This window comes from Microvirga arsenatis (genome assembly GCF_009910705.1).
GTDB classification, from domain to species: Bacteria; Pseudomonadota; Alphaproteobacteria; order Rhizobiales; family Beijerinckiaceae; genus Microvirga; species Microvirga arsenatis.
The window spans coordinates 128,782-147,035 of the sequence record NZ_JAAAXJ010000007.1 but is presented as its reverse complement, the minus strand read 5'-3'; the positions used below and the strand labels follow the sequence as shown (position 1 = coordinate 147,035).

The window sequence follows — 18,254 nt, the reverse complement described above, 5'->3', positions numbered from 1 at the left end:
AGGGCCGTCCCATGCACCGGGCGCAACCCTCAGGACTGGCCGAACCCTGATTACCCCTCGATGCGGGAGAAGTCGGCCACCGTGCGGGTCGCCTCGCGGATGCTGTTGAGGAGCCGCAGGCGGTTGGCCCGGAGCGCCGGGTCTTCCGCGTTGACGGTCACCTTGTCGAAGAACGCATCCACCGGCTGGCGCAGGCGGGAGAGAGCCCGCATCGCGCCCTCGAAATCCTCCGCCTCGACGGCCGCCGCCGCCTCGCGCTTGGCCCCGTCGAGGGCCACCACCAGGGCCTTCTCCTCGATCTGCCCCTGGGCGTTCACGATTTCGAGATCGGGCGCCTCGCCGTAGGAGCGCCCGTCCTTCTTCTCCTCGATGCGCAGGATGTTGGCCGCGCGGCGATAGCCGGCGAGCAGGTTCCTGCCGTCCTCGGTATCGAGGAAGCGGCCCAGCGCCTCCACGCGGCGGACGATCATGAGCAGGTCTGATGAACCGCTGAGAGAAAGTACAGCATCAATTAGATCGTGCCGCGCCCCTTGATCACGCAGGGCAACTTTCAACCTATCTGCAAAGAATTCCAGCAGGTCCTGAGTTTTGAAATACGAGAGATCAGGCTTTTCGGCCGGATCATCAATCTCCGCGAGCTTTGCCTGCGCAGCTTCGAGAGATTTTGGGTCAACAACGAAGATAGCTTCGAGCTTTTGCAGAGCGTTGTAGATAACACTGCGCAATTGCAGGTTCTTCTTGTTCTCAAGCAAAAGCCTGATCACACCCAAAGCAGCACGGCGCAGCGCATAAGGATCTTTCGATCCCGTCGGCTTCTCGTCGATAGCCCAGAAGCCCACAAGGGTATCGATCTTGTCGGCGAGCGCCACGGCGACCGAGACCGGATCGGTCGGCACGCGGTCCGATGGGCCGAGGGGCTTGTAGTGCTCCTCGATGGCGGCGGCGACGGAGGCGTGCTCGCCCTGCAGCGTCGCATAGTAGCGGCCCATGAGGCCCTGCAACTCGGGGAACTCGCCCACCATCTCGGTGACGAGATCGGCCTTGGCGAGGCGCGCTGCGCGCTCGGCCAAGGCAGGATCGGCGCCGACGATGGGAGCAAGCTCCTTCGCCAAGGCAGCGATGCGCTCCACGCGCTCGTATTGTGTGCCGAGCTTCTCGTGGAACACGATGCTTTTCAGCTTCTCCAGCCGGTCCTCCAGCTTCACCTTCTGGTCCGTCTCCCAGAAGAACTTTGCGTCGGAGAGACGCGCGCGCACCACGCGCTCGTTGCCGGCCACGATCGTCCTGCCGCCGTCGCTGGCGACGAGGTTGGAGACGAGGATGAACTTGTTGGCGAGCCTGCCCGTGCCGGGATCGCGCAGCACGAAGCATTTCTGGTTCGCGCGGATCGTGGTGCGGATCACCTCCGGGGGGATGTCCAAAAAGGCTTCGTCGAAGGAGCCCATGAGCACCACAGGCCATTCCACGAGGCCGGCGACCTCTTCGAGCAGGCCCTCGTCCTCGACGAGCTCGAGGCCCTGCGCGAAGGCGAGGTCGCGCGCGTCGTGCAGGATCATGTCCTTGCGCCGGTCCGTGTCGATCACGACCTTGGCGCGCTCCAGCGCCGGCGCGTAATCGTCAAACCGCTTCACGCGGATCTCGCCCGGCGCGAGGAACCGGTGGCCCTTCGTGACGTCGCCCGAGGCGATGCCGTCCACGTTGAAGCGCACCACCTCCGGATCCTCGGTCTCGGGGCCGAAGGTGCAGACGATGGAATGGAGCGGACGCACCCAGCGAAGCGAGCCGGGCTCGCGCGAGGCCGCGCCCCAGCGCATGGATTTCGGCCAGGGGAACGTCTTGATGATGGCGGGCAGGATCTCCGCCAGCACGTCCGGCGTCGAGCGGCCGGGCTTCTCGATCACGGCGACGTAGAACTCGCCCTTCTTCGGGTCGCTCTCGATCCTCGCCTGCTCGATGGAGGAAAGCCCCGCCCCCTTCAGGAAGCCCTGGATCGCCGCATCGGGCGAGCCGACGCGCGGGCCTTTGCGCTCCTCGCGCACGTCCTGCCCCTTCACGGGCAGGCCCGCGATGTGCAGCGCCAGCCGCCGCGGCGTCGCGAAGGCCTTGGCGCCCTCGTAGAGGAAGCCGCGCTCCACGAGCGCATCGGTGACGAGCTTCTTCAGATCCTCCGCCGCACGGCGCTGCATGCGGGCGGGGATTTCTTCGGAAAAGAGTTCGAGGAGAAGATCGGGCATGGGGAGCTTCGAGATTGGAGTGAGGGAACGGGTTGGGAGCAGCGGTCAGGCCGCCACGCCTCCGCCCTCGGTCTTCAGCCATGCGGCGCCGCAGGCCTTGGCCAGTTCGCGGACGCGCAGGATGTAGCTCTGGCGCTCGGTGACGGAGATCACGCCGCGGGCGTCGAGCAGGTTGAACATGTGACTGGCCTTGATGCACTGGTCGTAGGCCGGCAGCGCCATGAGATGGCGGCTGTCGTTGGAACCCGCTTTCGGCTCGCCCGCCTCCAGATACCTGCGGCAGGCGGCCTCCGCGTCGCGGAAGTGCCGGAACAGCATCTCCGTGTCGGCATGCTCGAAGTTGTGGCGCGAATATTCCTGCTCGGCCTGCAGGAACACGTCGCCGTAGGTGACCTTCTCGACGCCCTCGAGGCCGTTGAAGTTGAGGTCGTAGATCGACTCCACGCCCTGCAGGTACATGGCGAGACGCTCGAGCCCGTAGGTGAGCTCGCCCGCGACGGGCGAGCACTCGAAGCCCGCCACCTGCTGGAAGTAGGTGAACTGCGACACCTCCATGCCGTCGCACCAGCACTCCCATCCGAGGCCCCAGGCGCCCAGCGTCGGGCTCTCCCAGTCGTCCTCCACGAAGCGGATGTCGTGAACCGAGGCGTCGATGCCGATGGCTTCGAGCGAGCCGAGATAGAGTTCCTGCAGGTTCGGCGGGTTCGGCTTCAGGATCACCTGGAACTGGTAGTAGTGCTGGAGCCGGTTCGGGTTCTCGCCGTAGCGCCCGTCCTTGGGGCGGCGGGAGGGTTGCACATAGGCCGCGCGCCAGGATTTCGGGCCCAGAGCCCTCAAGGTCGTGGCCGGATGGAAGGTGCCGGCGCCCACCTCCATGTCGTAGGGCTGGAGGATGACGCAGCCCTGTTCGGCCCAGTAGCGCTGGAGCGTGAGAATCAGGCCCTGGAAAGAGCGCGCAGGGTTCATGTGCGCGGGTTCGCTCGTCATGTCGGCGTCCGGTTCGTCTCGAAAATGTCCGGCGAACCCTTGGGATGACGGGGGGCGCAAGTCAAGCGCCGAGCCTGTGAGTGGGCCCCTTCCCGGCCTCACGGCCACTGGGGATGACACCGGCGCTTCAGAGCCCCAGCCTCGCCCAGGCGGATCTCTCCTCCAGGGCGCCCAGAACCTCCTGGGGGTCGATCAGTCTGCCCTCCACCAGCGGGCGGCGGCCGAGGAGGCGGCCGAGCAGCGGCGGGCGCGCGGGCTCGATCATGCGGAACTGCACCTTCTCCCCGAAGCGCTGGCGCATGACCGTGCGGATGTCGCCCAGCCCGTCCACGAGGCCGAGATCCACCGCCTCCGCCCCGACCCAGAAGGCACCGGAGAAGAGATCGTCATAGGAATCGTTGAGCTTTTCGCCCCGGCGGGTGCGCACGAGATCGACGAAGATGTCGTGGATCTTCACCTGAAGGCCCTTCAGGCGCACCACGTCGTCCGGGTTCTCGGGCCGGAACGGGTCGAGCATGGCCTTGCTCTTGCCGGCCGTGTGGACCCGCCGCTCGATGCCGAGGCGCTCGATGAGCTCGTGGAAGCCGAAGCTCGCGGAGACCACCCCGATGGAACCGACGATGGAGGCGGGATCGGCATAGATCTCATCCGCCGCGCAGGCGATCATGTAGCCGCCGGAGGCCGCCGCGTCCTCCACGAAGGCGATGACCGGCAGCTTCTTCTCCTCGGCGAAGGCGCGGATGCGCTTGTAGATCAGGTGCGACTGCGCCGCCGAGCCGCCCGGCGAGTTGATGACGAGCGCCACCGCCTTCGCCCCCGGGACGGAGAAGGCGCGCTCCAGCAGGGGGGCCACGTTCTGCATGGCGAGGCCCTGCCGCAGGGGCACGACGGCGCCGATGGCGCCCGACAGGCGCACCACGGGCACGATGGGGTGCGGGTACGCACGATACTTGGCGGGAAGAAGGAACTGCAGGCGCGCCGGGAGCATGGAGGGAGCGGATGTTGAGGCCATGCCCCCTATGTAGGGTGCACGGCCCGGCTTCCCAAGATGAACATACCGTTAGGGAGGCTGTCGGCCTCCGTTCAGTTACGCCGGTTTAAACAAACGGCATGAAGAACAGCCTTGTCCCGATTCCGGATGACCCGGCTTTCGGACGTAAGGCAAGGGAGAACTTGAATGCGTAAGGTGATATTCGGTCTTCTTGGTTTTGCGGCTCTCGGCTTCGGCGCCTTCTCGACGCAGCCGGCCCAGGCCCAGCCGTATTATCGGGATTGGGATTATGGCTACCGCCCCGTGGTCGAACGCCGCTATGTCCGTCCTCGCCCGGTCATCAGCGTCCAGATCGGCACCCCCTACCGCTCCTACCGCCCCTATCGGGTCTATCGTCCGGCGCCGATCTACCGCCCGGTCCGCACGGTCCGGCGCTGCTGGGTGGAGCCGCGGCGGGTCTGGAACGGCTACCGCTGGGTCCGGCGTGGGGTGGAGGTCTGCCGGGTGGTGCGCAGGCCCGGCTATCGCTGGTAAGTCAGGAAAGGGCGCCGGAAGGCGCCCTTCTCATGTCAGGGTCGCGTCACCCCGGTGCAGCGCCTCCGCCTCGGGCGTGAAGCGCCCGTCGGGGCCGTTCAGGACCACGGGCGGCAGGATGCCCAAGGGAGCCCGGCTCCCCTTGATCCCCGACAGCAGCAGGCGGATCGCCGGCCGGTTCGCCGCAGGATGCACGAAGCGCAGCTCCAGCGCGCCCAGGCGCCCGTTCAGTATCTCAAGGCATTCCGCCAGCCGGTCAGCCCGGTGAATCAGCACGAGCCGTCCCTTGGGCTTGAGCAGGGCCGCACAGGCCTTCAGCCAGCCCTCGAGCCCTCCCGCCGGCAGGGCATGAGCGGCCGCCCGGCCCGGATCGGGGGAGGTGCGGGACTGCCCCTCCTCCAGGAAGGGCGGGTTGGTGAGCACGAGGTCGGCGCTCTCCGGCCCGAGGCCGGCGGCCTCCCGCGAGGCCCTGTCCAGCACGTCGGCGACCGCAATCTCTCCCTGGACCCCGTTGTCGCGGCAGTTCTGCCGGCAGAGATCGGCGAGGGCCGGGTCCCGCTCCACGAAGACGAAACGTCCGGCCCGCACCCGGGCGGCGGCCATCAGCCCGACCGCTCCCGTGGCGGCGCCCACATCCACCACCACGTCGCCCGGCCGGACGGGTGCGGCGGCCGCCAGCAGCACCGCGTCGGTGCCGGCCCGGTGCCCCCTGGCCGGCTGGATCAGGCGCACGCGCCCCCCGAGCAGGAGATCCTCGGTGATCTCAGGCATCGCGGAGCTCGGCGCCGTAGCCGACCTCCCCGATGAGGCGGCGGGCCTGCGCCGCGTGGTCCTCCGGAACCAGGATCCTGGCCGGGAAGGCACCGATCATGGGCTCCAGGGCGCTCATGTGCCTGTCGGCCACGAGAACGGGGATGTTGGCGTTCTCCAGCAGGGATTGTAGGAAGCCGATCAGAACGAGATCGTTGCTCCGGACGATTTCGATCATCGGCTTGTGACCCTTCCCTTGCGGTAAGCGTTTGCATTGCAGCATGGAAAGTGCCATGCCAGTTCATATTCCTACCGGCCGTCCCGGCCGGCAACCCGGGTGGTAGCACGTGGGCGTGGTCGTTCCGTTCGAAGACAAGCATCCCGAGAAGAATGCGAGCATCGAGAGGCTCGTGTCCCTTGTGGCGTCCGACATGGAACGGGTCAATGCGATGATCCTGTCGCGCACGGGCTCCGAGGTCACCATGATCCCGGAGGTGGCCAACCACCTCATCTCCTCCGGCGGCAAGCGCCTTCGCCCCATGCTGACCCTCGCCACCGCCGGCCTCTCCGGCTACCAGGGCGACGGGCACGTGAAGCTCGCGGCCTCCGTGGAGTTCATGCACACGGCCACCCTCCTCCACGACGACGTGGTGGACGAGAGCGACATGCGCCGGGGCAAGGTCGCCGCCCGAATCAAGTGGGGCAACGAGGCAAGCGTGCTGGTCGGCGACTTCCTCCTCGGCCAGGCGTTCCGCATGATGGTGGAGGTGGGCTCGCTCCGGGCGCTGGACATCCTCTCCGCCGCCGCCACCGTGATCGCCGAGGGCGAGGTGATGCAGCTCGCCGCCGCCAAGAACACGGAAACCACCGAGGACGAATATCTTGCCGTCATCCGCGGCAAGACGGCGGAGCTCTTCGCCGCCGCCTGCGAGGTCGGGCCCGTGATCGCCGGCCGCCCCAAGGCCGAGCAGGCCGCCTGCCGCTCCTACGGTATGAATCTCGGCATCGCCTTCCAGCTCGTGGACGACGCCCTGGACTACGGCGGAAAGGCCGCGACGCTGGGCAAGAACGTGGGCGACGATTTCCGGGAGGGGAAGATCACCCTCCCCGTCGTCCTCTCCTTCCGCCGCGGAACGGGCGAGGAGCGCGCCTTCTGGAAGCGGGTGCTGGAGCAGGGCCAGATCGAGGATTCCGACCTGGAGCAGGCCATCGCCATCATGCGCCGCCACCGGGCGCTCGAGGACACGGTCGAACGCGCCCGCCATTACGGCGCCATGGCCCGCGATGCGCTGGCCCTCTTCCCGTCGAGCCCCATGAAGCAGGCGCTGCTCGATGCCGTCGACTTCTGCATTGCCCGTGCTCACTGAGCATAGCAGCCCTGTTCTTTATACAGAACGAAACGGTTGACATAAAAACCACCCGGTTTAAAACAGCCCCGTTCCGAGGCGGCCTCAACCCCTCTCGGAACCGCGGTGATTTGAGACGAGCAGCTTGCGCCGCGTGATCAAACGCTAAAGCGCCACGGGCGAATCCGCCTCGTGGTTCACGAGGATCGACGCGTCATGATGCGCATGTGGCCCATCTCTGTCCGATGTTCGCAACGGCGTGCACCGCTCGGCATGAGCCATCACATCACCGCCTGAAATCCTAAGCACCAGCTCGAGCAACCTGTCCGGCTTCGTCTTGAAGCCGCGACGAACTTTGTCCGAAAGAGACCTCCCATGTCCGTTTTCACCCGTCGCACCCTCCTGGCCACCCTCGCGCTCGGCACGGCCCTGGCCGCCCTACCTGCCGCGGCCCAGCAAAAGAGCATCAAGGTCGGCGTCATGTCCGGCGCCGAGGAGGAGGTGGCGCAGGTCGTCAAGAAGGTCGCGGCCGGCAAGGGCCTGAACGTCCAGCTCGTGCCGTTCTCCGACTACGCCCTCGTCAACGAGGCCCTGGAGCGCAAGGACCTCGACGCCAACGCCTTCCAGCACAAGCCGTACCTCGACGCCCAGATCGCTGCGCGGGGCTACAGGATCGTGCCCGTCGGCCTCACCTTCGTGCAGCCAATCGGCCTCTATTCCACCAAGGTGAAGTCCGTCGCGGACCTGCCCAAGGGCGCCAAGATCGGCATTCCGAACGACCCGAGCAACGGCGGTCGCGCGCTCAACCTGCTGGCCGCCCAAGACGTGATCAAGATCAAGGAAGGCAAGGGCCTGTCGCCGAGCCTCCTCGACATCGCCGAGAACCCGAAGGGCGTGAAATTCTCCGAGCTCGACGCGGCGCAGCTGCCCCGCGCCCTGCCCGATCTCGATGCGGCGGTGATCAACACTGACCACGCGCTCAATGCCGGCCTCGACATCCGCAAGGACACGATCGCGGTCGAGAAGCGCGAGGGCAACCCCTACGCCAATTTCGTCGCCGCCCGCCAGGGCGAGGAGAGCCGCCCGGAGATCAAGACCTTCGTGGAATCCTACCAGTCTCCCGAGGTCGCGAAGTTCCTGGAAGAGCGCTTCAAGGGCGCCATCATCCCGGCGTGGTAAAGATACTCGATAAGGAACTCTCCTCTCCCACAAGCCTCGGGCTTGCCTGAAACTTGTCTTTGGTGAGGTGGGGGTGTGAGCGATCACCTCAGAAGCTCTGGCGCCGTTTCACCTCTCCCTCAGGGAGAGGTCGACGCGCGTCAGCGCGGCGGGTGAGGGGTTACAGCCCTCTCCGGAGACCGCTCTCCCCCTCACCCTCGCTGCGCTCGACCTCTCCCCGCCGGGGAGAGGTGAACCTGCGCCACGCTTGTCCAGGTCAGCGCCGACACCCCCACCCTTGATCCGTCCCCACAAGGGGCAGGAAAAAACGCCCGAACTACCGCACGCTCGTCGCCTTCACCCACCAGTCCGGCCGCAGGCGGCGGATTTGCTTTCCCGCTTCGGCAGCCGCTTCGCAATCGTCGTAGAGCCCGAACACCGTCGCACCCGATCCTGACATGCGGGCGAGACGACAGCTCGGCGCCTCCCGCAGCAGGCCAAGCGCCTCCCCGATCAGCGGCTGGATGCGACGCGCCGGCGGTTCGAGGTCGTTGCGGGCTTGCTTCAGGGCGGCGACGAGCGCACCCGGCGAAGAAGCCTCCGCCGCGGGATGAGCGCCGCCCGGCAATTGCTGGCCCGGCTGCAGGCCGAGGGCCTTGAACACGGCCGGGGTCTCCACCGGCACGCGCGGGTTCACGAGCACGGCGAAGAGGCGCGGCAGGCTCAGCGCAGGCCCCAGTTCCTCCCCTGCTCCCCGCATCATGCGGGCCCTCGGCTCCAGGCAGACCGGGACATCGGCTCCCGCGAGCCGGGCCGCTTCGCGCAGGGCCGGATGCGAAAGGGAGAGACCATTGAGCCGCGCCAGCAACCGCAGGGCCGCGGCGGCATCCGAGGACCCGCCGCCGATTCCGGCCGCCACCGGCAGGCGTTTCGTCAGATGGAAGGCGCCGACCTTCAGCCCCTCCACGCGCTCACGGAGCAACCGCGCCGCCTTCACCACGAGGTTGTCGGCCCCATCCCCGGCCAGGGGGGCTGTCGGGCCATCGACATGGAGGGCCAGCGCCCCGCCGGGCTCGAGCCTGAGATCGTCCCCCGTGCTGGCAAAGGCCACGAGGCTTTCCAGGTCGTGATACCCGTCCGCCCTGCGCCCGAGCACATGGAGCGTCAGGTTGATCTTGGCGGGAGCGCGGGTGGCGAGCGGCTGAGGCATGGCGCTTCCATGCCCGAGAGCGGGAGGGATGGGAAGAGCTGGGCCCAGCACCCTCCAAACGGAAATGGCCGGGACGAGCCCGGCCATCACATGGGAAACGACGATCCCGGAGCGGCCTAGCCGCCGTTCTGCTTCGACGCCTCCGGCTGGGGCGCGGGGGTGTTCTCGGCGGCGGCGGGCTTGGGCTCCTCCTCGAGACCGTTGTCGATCTTCTTGAGGATCTTCACGAGTTCCTCGTGCTCCGGGTCCGAGTTCTTGGCATGGTCCCACTGGAACTTCGCCTCGAGCTTGCGGCCGACCTTCCAGTAGGCATCGCCCAGGTGGTCGTTGATCGTCGCGTCGCCGGGCTTCAGCTCCACCGCCTTCTCGAGCTCGCGCACGGCATCCTCGTAGCGGCCCATGCGGTAATAGGCCCAGCCCAGGGAATCGATGATCATGCCGTCGCGGGGCGCCAGCTCGACGGCCTTCGTCAGCATCTTGAAGGCCTCGTTGATGTTCATGTTCTGGTCGACCCAGGAATAGGCGAGGTAGTTCATCACCTGGGCCCGAGCCGCCGGCAGCCCCTCGGGGACCAGCTCCAGCGCCTTCTTCAGGTCGGGCTCCGCCTTGGCCCACTGCTTCGCGCGCTCATAGGACGTGCCGCGGTAGAAGTAGAGGATCCAGTGGCCGCGCTGGGGCTGGCCGATCTTGTCGATGGCCTTGGAATAGGTCTCGGCGGCTTCCGCGAACTTCTTGCGCGAGCGCTGCACGTTGCCCAGCGCCATGATGACTTCCACGTCGTCCGGGCGCTCCTTCAGGAGCTTCTCGAGATGCGCGATGGCATCCTCGCTGCGGCCCATCAGCTCGTAGTTGTGGCCGATGGAGATGTCGGCGCTCGTGCGGATCGGCGAATCCTTCGGGATCCGCTCGAAGATGGCGTTCGCCTTGTCGTACTGCTTCAGGCGCTCGTAGACGTCGCCCAGGGTGACGAGGGCGAGCGGATGGTCCGGCTTCAGGTCGAGCCCGAGGCGCAGGTAGATGATCGCGGTCAGCTCGTCGCCCTGCGTGTTGCCGACGACTCCGAGGCCGTAGAGCAGCTCGGCCGCGCCCTCCTGCGCGTTGGTCACGAGCGGCGCCAGGGGCTTGCCCTCCTCGAGCGCCTGCACGGCGGCGCGGACGATGGGGTGGCGCGGAGCCACCTCCTCGAAGGCCTTGTAGACCTTCAGGGCCTCGTCCTTGCGGCCGCGCTTGGCGAGGAACCGGCCATAGGCGTCGACCACCTGCAGGGTGTTGCGCTCGCCCTCGTAGGCCGCCTTGAAGCGCTTTTCCGCCTCGGCCGGGTTGCCGGTCACGTCCGCGATGAGAGCGGCGTGGTACTCCCGGAACTGGTCGAAGGCGCGCTCGTTCTTGAGCTTGTCGACGGTGGCGAGGGCCTGCTTGCCGTCCTTGGAGCCGGCATAGGTCCAGGCGGTCAGGAGGGTTGCGGTGAGATCCGCCTGGCGGCCGCGGGTGCCGTTCGAGAGGCGGGTGCGGGCATCGGCATATTTCTGGTTCTTGATGGCGCGGACGCTCAGCGCGAACTGGGCCAGGTTGTTCGTGCGGTCCTGCGTGGAGAGGCGCTCCGCGGCGCGGATGGCGTCGGCCATGGAGCCGTTGGCGAGAAAGGCCACGAAGGCGCGCTCCAGCAACTCCTGGTTGCGGGGATCCTCCTGGATGGCTTCCCGGAAGAAGACGGTCGCCGCCTCGGTGTCCCGCGCGGAGCCTGCCACATACGCCGAGAGGAAGTTGCCCTCGAGGCTCTGGGCGGGCCTCAGGATCTCGTTTTCGGTGTTCGCCGCAACGGCGGGCGCGGCCAGCAGGCCGGCAGCCATCAGCATCAGGGCGGGCAGGCCCTTGCGGGCCTTAAGGTTCTTCAAGGTGGGCACGAAGCGCGGCTCCAATCATCGCGACATCTCAGAAAGGGAGGCGAGATGTGCACCAAATCAGGCCGGAGAATGGCGTCTCCCTCCCGGAGCCGCAAGGGGACAATTGCCGCTGGCGCGTAAAAGGCGCGTGAGAGGGTGAGATGAGCGGCCAAGGACGAGGCGTCATCCCGGGCTGCGGAGCAGAAGCCGGGATCGCTTTCAGAATAGAACGCAACCAGCCCTCTCCCCCCTTGTGGGGGAGAGTTGGAGAGGGGGGTGTGAGCGATAGCCCATGAAGGTCTGGCGCCGACCCCCACCCTGGCCCTCCCCACAAGGGGGAGGGAAATACGAGCCGTATCCTGCACCCGATCCCGGATCTTCGCTGCGCTTCGTCCGGGATGACCGCTCACGTCACATATTGACGTAGTTCGGCCCGCCGCCGCCCTCGGGCGTGACCCAGTTGATGTTCTGGTTCGGGTCCTTGATGTCGCAGGTCTTGCAGTGGACGCAGTTCTGGGCGTTGATCTGGTAGCGCACGCCCCCCTCGCCCTCGACCCATTCATAGACGCCCGCCGGGCAGTAGCGCTGCGAGGGGCCGCCGTAGACGTCGTGCTCGGAGCCCTTCTGCAGGCCCATGTCCTTGACCTTGAGATGGACCGGCTGGTCCTCCTCGTGGTTGGTGTTGGACAGGAACACCGAGGACAGCCTGTCGAAGGTGAGCACCCCGTCGGGCTTGTCGTACTTGATCGGCTTCACCTGATCGAGCGGCAGCAGACACTCGTGGTCCGGCTTGCCGTGGCTCATGGTGCCGAAGGGCGACCAGTTGAAGAGCTCGGTGAGCCACATGTCGAGGCCGCCCAGCGCCACGCCGGCCGCCGTGCCGTATTTCGACCAGAGCGGCTTCACGTTGCGCACGCGCTTGAGGTCGTAGCCGATGGGCGACGAGCGCCAGGCCTCCTCGTAGGAAGATACCTCGTCATTGGCGCGACCTTCCTGCAGCGCCGCGAAGACGTGGTCGGCGCAGAGCATGCCGGAGAGGATCGCGTTGTGGCTGCCCTTGATGCGCGGCACGTTCACGAAGCCTGCGGAATCGCCCACAAGGCAGCCGCCCGGGAACGAGAGGCGCGGCACCGACTGCCAGCCGCCCTCCATGATGGCGCGCGCGCCGTAGCCGATCCGCTTTGCGCCCTCGAACACGTCGCGCACCATGGGGTGCGTCTTGAAGCGCTGGAACTCGTCGAAGGGCGACAGGGTCGGGTTCTTGTAGTTGAGGTGCACCACGAAGCCGACGGACACGAGGTTGTCGTCGAAGTGGTAGAGCCAGGAGCCGCCGCCGGCGTTGTTCGGCAGGGGCCAGCCCATGGAATGGCGCACGAGGCCCGGCTGGAACCTGTCGGGCTGCACCTGCCACAGCTCCTTGATGCCGATGCCGTATTTCTGGTGATCGCGGCCCTGGTTGAGGCCGTAACGCTCGATCATCTGCTTGGTGAGGGAGCCCCGAGCCCCCTCGCCGAAGATGGTGTACTTGGCGCGCAGCTCCATGCCGCGGGTGAAGTTGGCATTGGGCTCGCCGTTGCGGCCTATACCTAAGTCGCCGGTGGCGACGCCCACCACCTTGCCGTCCTCGATCAGCACTTCCGCCGCCGGGAAGCCGGGATAGATCTCGACGCCGAGCTCCTCCGCCTTGCGGCCGAGATAGCGGGCGACGTTGCCGAGCGAGCCGACGAAGTTGCCGTGATTGTTCATGAGCTTGGGCATGAACACGTTGGGCAGGCGGATGCCGCCGGCATGACCCAGATACATGAACTCGTCGGCGGTCACCTCCGTCTTCAGCGGCCGGTCCGGGTCGGAGCGCCATTCAGGGAGCAGACCGTCGAGGCCGATCGGGTCGATCACCGCGCCGGAGAGGATATGCGCGCCCACCTCGGAGCCCTTCTCCACCACGACCACGGAAATGTCAGTGCCTGCCTCGGCCGCCTTCTGCTTGAGGCGGATGGCCGTCGCCAGGCCTGCGGGACCCGCGCCCACGACGACGACATCGAACTCCATCGATTCACGGGCGGGCAGATCGGCCATGGGCTTCCTCCTGATACGCGGTTGCAGCGCTTGAGCTGACAGATGGTTTACATATGAACAATCTATCGGATTTCTCAAGTCATTCTAATCAAGGCATCTTCCTAGCGCCCTTGAGGCCACGCTGAAAGTTCCCTTTGCGCATAAGATCATGCCGAAATCCGATGATCGCCGGCCGACCTCGAGGGAAATCCCTCGGCTCGACCGCGCATGGCTATCGTCGCTCCGGAAACGCCTGTCCTGAGTTGTTTGCCGGCGCCGGGAGGCGTACAAATGGGCATGCAGGATCATCCGTCCACCCACGCGGCATTCTACACGCTGTTCGAGACCGCCATCGGCCTCTGCGGGCTGGCTTGGAACGAGCGCGGCGTGATCGGCTTCCAGCTGCCGGAAGATGACCGATCCAGGCTCTGCGCCCGTATCGCGAAGCGCTTTCCCGGGATCGTGGAAGCTGCGCCCACGCCTTCTATTCAGGACATCATCGCGGAGGTGGTGGCCCTGCTGAGGGGCGAGGCGCGGGATCTGTCCGCCGTCCCCCTCGACATGGAGCGCGTGCCGGATTTCGACCGCCGTGTCTACGAGGTTGCCCGCAGCATTCCGCCGGGCCGTGTGCTGACCTATGGCGAGGTCGCTGCCCGGCTCGGAATCGACAATGCCCGGGCGATCGGCCAGGCGCTCGGGCGCAACCCGTTCGCCATCATCGTGCCCTGCCACCGGGTCGTTGCGGCGGGCGGCAAGCTCGGGGGCTTCTCGGCCCATGGCGGCTCCATGACCAAGCGCCGCCTCCTGGCCATCGAAGGCGCCAGACGGGACGAGAGCCCGACGCTCTTCGACCTTGTACCGTAGGAGCTTGTCTCAAAATCTCTGCCCTCATCCTGAGGAGCCGCGAAGCGGCGTCTCGAAGGAGGGTCCAGAGAGCACTGGAGACGCCCTCGTCCTTCGAGACGGCCTGACGGCCTCCTCAGGATGAGGGCTCAGGGCGAGCTGAAGATTGAGCTGGTTTCTAAGGAAGATACCCATCGCGCTCTTAGCGGGCCTGAGTTGTCCACAGCCCTTGGAATGCTTACATAAGCTCTATGCAGGATCTCCCCTCCGACCGCGATGCTCTCCAGGCGCTGCTCGACTTCCATGTCGAGGCGGGGGTCGATCTCGCGCTCGACGAGACGCCGCACAACCGCTTCGCCGAGCCGAAGGCGGAACCGGTGAAGCAGGCTCCCGCCCCGAAGGCCAGCCCTGCCCCGCCCGCTCCCGCCCCCCGCACCCTGCCCAGGGCGGCGGCCAGCGCTCCCGAGGAAGTGGCGAGCCTTGCCCGCGAGCAGGCGCGCCATGCCCGATCCCTTGAAGAGCTCGAGGCGATCCTCGCGGGCTTCGACGGCTGCGCCCTGAAGTTCTCGGCCAAGAATCTCGCCTTCGCGGACGGCAACCCGGAAGGCCGGGTGATGCTGGTGGGCGAGGCTCCCGGCGCGGACGAGGACCGGATCGGCAAGCCCTTCATGGGCCGTTCCGGACAGCTCCTCGACCGGATGCTCGCCACCATCGGGCTCGACCGCAGCCAGGTCTATGTCGCCAACATCGTGCCCTGGCGCCCGCCGGGCAACCGCACCCCGACCCCGCAGGAAATCGCCATCTGCAAGCCGTTCATCGCGCGGCAGATCGAATTGGCGAGCCCCGAATTCCTGCTCTGCCTCGGCGGGCCGGCCGCCCAGAACCTGCTCGGGGTCAAGGACGGGATCCTGCGCACCCGCGGGCGCTGGTTCACCTACAGGACCGAGGACGGGCGGGAGATTCGCGCCCTTCCGACCCTGCATCCGGCCTACCTGCTGCGCCAGCCGCTCCAGAAGCGCCTCGGCTGGCGCGACTTCCAGGCCCTGCGGCGGGCGCTGGACGGGCGGGAGTAAGGCCCCCTTTCGGAACCGGTCCATATGCTTACGCCTTAAGCTCCTGCGGCATCCCGTATCGCTGCTTGCAGGTGAATCATGCGCTGGGAAGACTTTCGAACCTCGTCCAATGTGGAAGACCGCCGCGGCATGGGCATGGGCGGCGCGGGCGGCCTCGGCATCGGCACGATGGTGATCCTCGGCCTCGTCGGCTGGGCCCTCGGCATCGATCCCCGCATCCTGATCGGCGGCGCCGAGATGATCGCCGGCGGCGGATCGGGCTACCAGCAGCAACAGCAGGGCAGACAGGGCGCGCCGCAGGACGAGGCCGGGCGCTTCGCCGCCGCGATCCTCGGCAACACGGAGGACGTGTGGAACACGGTGCTGCCCCAGCAGGCGAACCGTCCCTACCGGGCGCCGAAGCTGGTGCTGTTCTCCGGCGCCACCCGCTCGGGCTGCGGCGGGGCGCAATCGGCCATGGGGCCGTTCTACTGCCCGCTCGACCAGACGGTTTACATCGATCTCACCTTCTTCGAGGAAATGCAGCGCCGCTTCCGCGCCGGCGGCGACTTCGCCTATGCCTATGTGCTGGCGCACGAGGTCGGCCATCACGTGGAGAACGTGCTCGGCATCCTGCCCCGCGTGCAGGAGCGCCAGCAGCAGGTGGGGCGCGCGGAAGCCAACCAGCTTTCCGTGCGCGTCGAGCTGATGGCCGACTGCCTCGCCGGCGTCTGGGCCCATCATTCCAACCAGCGCTGGAAGTCGCTCGAGCAGGGCGACATCGAGGAGGCGATCCGCGCGGCGGAGGCCATCGGCGACGACCGCCTGCAGAAGCAATCGGGCGGCCGCGTGGTTCCCGACAGCTTCACCCACGGCTCTTCCGAACAGCGCATGCGCTGGCTCACCACGGGATTGAAGACCGGACAGGTCCAGGCCTGCGACACGTTCCGGGCGAGCAGGCTTTAAGAGCACTGGACGAGCTTCCGCGAACAAAGCAAGAGCCGCGAGCGCGATGTGCGGATCGCCCTCCAGGATGTTTTCTTGAACAACGCGCCTCAGTGAAGGTGAGCCGGTGATGAGAACGGCTTGGTGGCGTCCACCACGAACAGCGCGAACTCCTTCAATTCGGACGAGCCGCTGCTCAACACTTCCATCGGCACGTCGCCTGCATGACCAACCAGGGTCTGGCCGGCAGAGACGCGTGCCACACCCTGCGGGGTCCTTTGAGTCAGTTCTCCGGCGAGCACGTAAAACGCCTCCGACCCTGGATGGGTATGCACGGGTGTGACACTGCCCGGAGGACCACCTGCCTCGTTGATGCGGAGAAGATACTGCGATGCGTTCACCTTCGGGAGCGGCCCGATCTCGGCGACTCGCTTGCCGCCTTTCGAAGCTTCGCCTGCTCGGCCAAGCTCGAAGAGCCAAACCTTGCCTTCGTACTCGGCCACCAATCCTAGGGGACCTGCAGCCGCTTGCGCCTGTTCCTTGCTATCGAAAGTCTCGATCCGCCAGAACAGGTCGCCTGCCGGCAGCTCCGTCACTTTCTTCTCGACCAGCGGCTTGACGGAGAAGGTTTGCTGCGCGGTTGCCAGGGAGGGCAGGACCAACAACCCTGAGACCAATGCTGCGATGAGCTTGCGTTTCATCATACAACCCTTCCAAGATTGGACGTGCTGCGGCACGCGTTCACGGACGTCCGTTAGGAACCCGATCAACAAAGTTGTACGCACTCATCCCGGTCGCATTTCAACGGCGACCTGACGATCTTCACGATGCGCCTTTTGAGCCGCAAAATCCAGGTGAAATACGGGGCGACAGGCCCTAGGTTCTTGCGCTGCTGACGCCGAATGCCCCCGAAGAACAGGCCCCTTCCCATGCCCGGTATCGACGATACTCTCCCTTTCGTTCCTCTCAGCATCGCCGTGCTGACGGTCTCCGACACGCGCTCGCTCGATGAGGACAAGTCCGGCGCCACCCTGGCCGAACGGCTGACGAAGGCGGGCCACCGCCTCGCCGACCGGGCCGTCGTGACGGACGACGTGGAGGCGATCCGCGGCAGGGTGCAGGGCTGGGTCGCCGATCCCGCCATCGACGTGGTCATCACCACCGGCGGCACGGGCTTCACCGGCCGGGACGTGACGCCGGAAGCCCTCGAGCCCCTGTTCGACAAGCGGATGGAGGGTTTCTCCGCCGTCTTCCACCGCATCTCCTACGACAAGATCGGCACCTCCACGATCCAGTCGCGGGCCACCGCCGGCGTGATCGGCACCACCTTCGTCTTCGTGCTGCCGGGCTCGCCCGGCGCCTGCAAGGATGCCTGGGACGGCATCCTGCAGAACCAGCTCGACTACCGGCACCGCCCCTGCAACTTCGTGGAGATCATGCCGCGCCTCGACGAGCACCTGAAACGCGGCAAGCTGAAGGCCTGATCCGGCAAGGCCGCGGCCTCACGCCAACGGCACCGACGCGACAACCGTGGAATCCAGAACCAGGTCGTCCCGCGCCCCCGTGAGCCACAGGCGATCGACGGTGAAGCGCAGGATGCTCCGGCTCCACCAGCGCTCGATCAGGGATGCGAGGGCAGCCGCCTCGCCCGCATCGAGATCGTCGGTCATGTTGTAGAGGCCGACGACGTAAAGATCCGTCTCGCGGCAGCCCAGGCTGCGCTGGATCCGGCGAAAGACATTCTCCCCGTTCCGGCTTTCGGGATAGGCACGCAGATACAGGCGGCCCCGGTTCACGCTGCCCGAAAACAGGCCCCGCAGCTCGACCCTGACCGGCCCCAGCCCTCTCAACGCCTGAAGCCGCTTGGGATCGAGAAGCGGCGGCGCGCCCGTGGAGAGGGAGCCGCAGATCGTGGCGTGCAGCTTGTCCCGGCGCCTCTCCACGACATCCCAGGCGATCTTTCCGGCAAACGGCGCTGCCCGCATCTCCCGGTCCAGCTCGCGATAGGCCAGCGACTGGAACAGGAGGTCGGCGAAGATCGGCAGCACGAGGGAAAACACCGGCTCATGCCGGCCCATGTCGTAGGATGTGCCCTCCCGCGTCCGGATCACCCGCGGATGGGCGGGGGCGACCAGCGGCAGGTGGGCGAGCCGGTAGGTCTCGTCGAGGGCGAGCCCCTCCCCGGCCTGGAACCGGGTCCGGCTGCGCTCGTAGCCGAGTTCGGAATCCGCGCAGAATCGAACGGCCGAGAGGAGGTCGCTCATGA

General features: G+C 66.8%; 17 protein-coding genes. 7 read left to right on the top strand and 10 right to left on the bottom strand.

The genetic code is table 11. From position 1 onward, the window contains the following. Positions 1 to 50 precede the first annotated feature (50 nt). The 3 genes from glyS to GR303_RS14725 all read right to left on the bottom strand — a co-directional run bounded on the left by glyS (position 51) and on the right by GR303_RS14725 (position 4,233). A complete protein-coding gene (glyS, locus tag GR303_RS14735) occupies positions 51 to 2,234 on the bottom strand; it encodes a glycine--tRNA ligase subunit beta (RefSeq protein ID WP_161723005.1) in 2,184 nt (727 codons plus the stop codon). Between the two features lie 45 nt (positions 2,235 to 2,279). Further along, positions 2,280 to 3,221: a glycine--tRNA ligase subunit alpha gene (locus tag GR303_RS14730; protein WP_161723004.1), complete on the bottom strand. Its 942-nt coding sequence runs from the start codon at positions 3,219 to 3,221 to the stop codon at positions 2,280 to 2,282. 127 nt (positions 3,222 to 3,348) lie between these two features. Then, entirely contained in the window at positions 3,349 to 4,233 is an 885-nt protein-coding gene (locus tag GR303_RS14725; RefSeq protein WP_246205552.1) for a S49 family peptidase, read from the bottom strand. A gap of 165 nt (positions 4,234 to 4,398) precedes the next feature. Between GR303_RS14725 and GR303_RS14720 the strand changes: the two genes are divergently transcribed. Next, complete coding sequence (locus GR303_RS14720) at positions 4,399 to 4,746, top strand: hypothetical protein (protein ID WP_161723003.1); 348 nt, start codon at positions 4,399 to 4,401, stop codon at positions 4,744 to 4,746. A gap of 30 nt (positions 4,747 to 4,776) precedes the next feature. Here the strand turns inward: GR303_RS14720 and GR303_RS14715 are convergent, their stop codons facing one another. Together GR303_RS14715 and GR303_RS14710 are read right to left on the bottom strand one after the other, a co-directional pair. Then, complete coding sequence (locus GR303_RS14715) at positions 4,777 to 5,517, bottom strand: tRNA1(Val) (adenine(37)-N6)-methyltransferase (protein ID WP_161723002.1); 741 nt, start codon at positions 5,515 to 5,517, stop codon at positions 4,777 to 4,779. Continuing rightward, positions 5,510 to 5,734 (bottom strand): putative signal transducing protein, encoded by a 225-nt coding sequence (locus GR303_RS14710; protein ID WP_161723001.1) that lies wholly within the window; start codon positions 5,732 to 5,734, stop codon positions 5,510 to 5,512. Before GR303_RS14710 ends, GR303_RS14715 begins: the two co-directional genes overlap by 8 nt. A 109-nt stretch (positions 5,735 to 5,843) precedes the next feature. On the opposite strand from GR303_RS14710, the gene GR303_RS14705 reads away from it, so the two are divergent. Beyond that, positions 5,844 to 6,863, top strand: a complete 1,020-nt coding sequence (locus GR303_RS14705) for a polyprenyl synthetase family protein (protein WP_161723000.1) — start codon at positions 5,844 to 5,846, stop codon at positions 6,861 to 6,863. Between the two features lie 354 nt (positions 6,864 to 7,217). Beyond that, entirely contained in the window at positions 7,218 to 8,021 is an 804-nt protein-coding gene (locus GR303_RS14700; protein WP_161722999.1) for a MetQ/NlpA family ABC transporter substrate-binding protein, read from the top strand. A 316-nt stretch (positions 8,022 to 8,337) separates the two neighbouring features. On the opposite strand, the gene GR303_RS14695 is transcribed toward GR303_RS14700, so the two are convergent. The 3 genes from GR303_RS14695 to GR303_RS14685 all read right to left on the bottom strand — a co-directional run bounded on the left by GR303_RS14695 (position 8,338) and on the right by GR303_RS14685 (position 13,169). After that, the gene (locus GR303_RS14695) at positions 8,338 to 9,210 is read right to left on the bottom strand and encodes a 4-(cytidine 5'-diphospho)-2-C-methyl-D-erythritol kinase (RefSeq protein ID WP_161722998.1); all 873 of its coding nucleotides are present in this window, start codon (positions 9,208 to 9,210) and stop codon (positions 8,338 to 8,340) included. A gap of 116 nt (positions 9,211 to 9,326) precedes the next feature. Then, positions 9,327 to 11,114: a tetratricopeptide repeat protein gene (locus GR303_RS14690; RefSeq protein ID WP_343038438.1), complete on the bottom strand. Its 1,788-nt coding sequence runs from the start codon at positions 11,112 to 11,114 to the stop codon at positions 9,327 to 9,329. 390 nt (positions 11,115 to 11,504) lie between these two features. Beyond that, positions 11,505 to 13,169: an electron transfer flavoprotein-ubiquinone oxidoreductase gene (locus GR303_RS14685; RefSeq protein ID WP_161722997.1), complete on the bottom strand. Its 1,665-nt coding sequence runs from the start codon at positions 13,167 to 13,169 to the stop codon at positions 11,505 to 11,507. A gap of 276 nt (positions 13,170 to 13,445) precedes the next feature. On the opposite strand from GR303_RS14685, the gene GR303_RS14680 reads away from it, so the two are divergent. The 3 genes from GR303_RS14680 (at position 13,446) to ypfJ (ending at position 16,009) form a co-directional block, all read left to right on the top strand. Further along, positions 13,446 to 14,012, top strand: a complete 567-nt coding sequence (locus GR303_RS14680) for a methylated-DNA--[protein]-cysteine S-methyltransferase (protein WP_161723106.1) — start codon at positions 13,446 to 13,448, stop codon at positions 14,010 to 14,012. Positions 14,013 to 14,242: 230 nt separating this feature from the next. Then, complete coding sequence (locus GR303_RS14675; RefSeq protein WP_161722996.1) at positions 14,243 to 15,064, top strand: uracil-DNA glycosylase; 822 nt, start codon at positions 14,243 to 14,245, stop codon at positions 15,062 to 15,064. 78 nt (positions 15,065 to 15,142) lie between these two features. After that, complete coding sequence (gene ypfJ / locus GR303_RS14670) at positions 15,143 to 16,009, top strand: KPN_02809 family neutral zinc metallopeptidase (protein ID WP_161722995.1); 867 nt, start codon at positions 15,143 to 15,145, stop codon at positions 16,007 to 16,009. Between the two features lie 89 nt (positions 16,010 to 16,098). On the opposite strand, the gene GR303_RS14665 is transcribed toward ypfJ, so the two are convergent. Continuing rightward, positions 16,099 to 16,689: a cupin domain-containing protein gene (locus GR303_RS14665; protein ID WP_246726447.1), complete on the bottom strand. Its 591-nt coding sequence runs from the start codon at positions 16,687 to 16,689 to the stop codon at positions 16,099 to 16,101. Between the two features lie 228 nt (positions 16,690 to 16,917). Between GR303_RS14665 and moaB the strand changes: the two genes are divergently transcribed. Then, positions 16,918 to 17,472, top strand: a complete 555-nt coding sequence (gene moaB / locus GR303_RS14660; RefSeq protein WP_161722993.1) for a molybdenum cofactor biosynthesis protein B — start codon at positions 16,918 to 16,920, stop codon at positions 17,470 to 17,472. Between the two features lie 18 nt (positions 17,473 to 17,490). Here moaB and GR303_RS14655 read toward each other — a convergent pair whose 3' ends face one another. Continuing rightward, entirely contained in the window at positions 17,491 to 18,252 is a 762-nt protein-coding gene (locus GR303_RS14655; protein ID WP_161722992.1) for a hypothetical protein, read from the bottom strand. Between the last annotated feature and the right edge of the window lie 2 nt (positions 18,253 to 18,254).

What these genes read in the sequence shown, in the direction of transcription:
- GR303_RS14715 (WP_161723002.1), bottom strand. Translation starts at nt 5,517, where the DNA reads ATGCCTGAGATCACCGAGGATCTCCTGCTCGGGGGGCGCGTGCGCCTG.
- GR303_RS14725 (WP_246205552.1), bottom strand. Translation starts at nt 4,233, where the DNA reads ATGGCCTCAACATCCGCTCCCTCCATGCTCCCGGCGCGCCTGCAGTTC.
- GR303_RS14695 (WP_161722998.1), bottom strand. Translation starts at nt 9,210, where the DNA reads ATGCCTCAGCCGCTCGCCACCCGCGCTCCCGCCAAGATCAACCTGACG.
- glyS (WP_161723005.1), bottom strand. Translation starts at nt 2,234, where the DNA reads ATGCCCGATCTTCTCCTCGAACTCTTTTCCGAAGAAATCCCCGCCCGC.
- GR303_RS14710 (WP_161723001.1), bottom strand. Translation starts at nt 5,734, where the DNA reads ATGATCGAAATCGTCCGGAGCAACGATCTCGTTCTGATCGGCTTCCTA.
- GR303_RS14700 (WP_161722999.1), top strand. Translation starts at nt 7,218, where the DNA reads ATGTCCGTTTTCACCCGTCGCACCCTCCTGGCCACCCTCGCGCTCGGC.
- GR303_RS14685 (WP_161722997.1), bottom strand. Translation starts at nt 13,169, where the DNA reads ATGGCCGATCTGCCCGCCCGTGAATCGATGGAGTTCGATGTCGTCGTC.
- GR303_RS14680 (WP_161723106.1), top strand. Translation starts at nt 13,446, where the DNA reads ATGCAGGATCATCCGTCCACCCACGCGGCATTCTACACGCTGTTCGAG.
- GR303_RS14675 (WP_161722996.1), top strand. Translation starts at nt 14,243, where the DNA reads ATGCAGGATCTCCCCTCCGACCGCGATGCTCTCCAGGCGCTGCTCGAC.
- ypfJ (WP_161722995.1), top strand. Translation starts at nt 15,143, where the DNA reads ATGCGCTGGGAAGACTTTCGAACCTCGTCCAATGTGGAAGACCGCCGC.
- GR303_RS14655 (WP_161722992.1), bottom strand. Translation starts at nt 18,252, where the DNA reads ATGAGCGACCTCCTCTCGGCCGTTCGATTCTGCGCGGATTCCGAACTC.
- GR303_RS14720 (WP_161723003.1), top strand. Translation starts at nt 4,399, where the DNA reads ATGCGTAAGGTGATATTCGGTCTTCTTGGTTTTGCGGCTCTCGGCTTC.
- GR303_RS14665 (WP_246726447.1), bottom strand. Translation starts at nt 16,689, where the DNA reads ATGAAACGCAAGCTCATCGCAGCATTGGTCTCAGGGTTGTTGGTCCTG.
- GR303_RS14730 (WP_161723004.1), bottom strand. Translation starts at nt 3,221, where the DNA reads ATGACGAGCGAACCCGCGCACATGAACCCTGCGCGCTCTTTCCAGGGC.
- moaB (WP_161722993.1), top strand. Translation starts at nt 16,918, where the DNA reads ATGCCCGGTATCGACGATACTCTCCCTTTCGTTCCTCTCAGCATCGCC.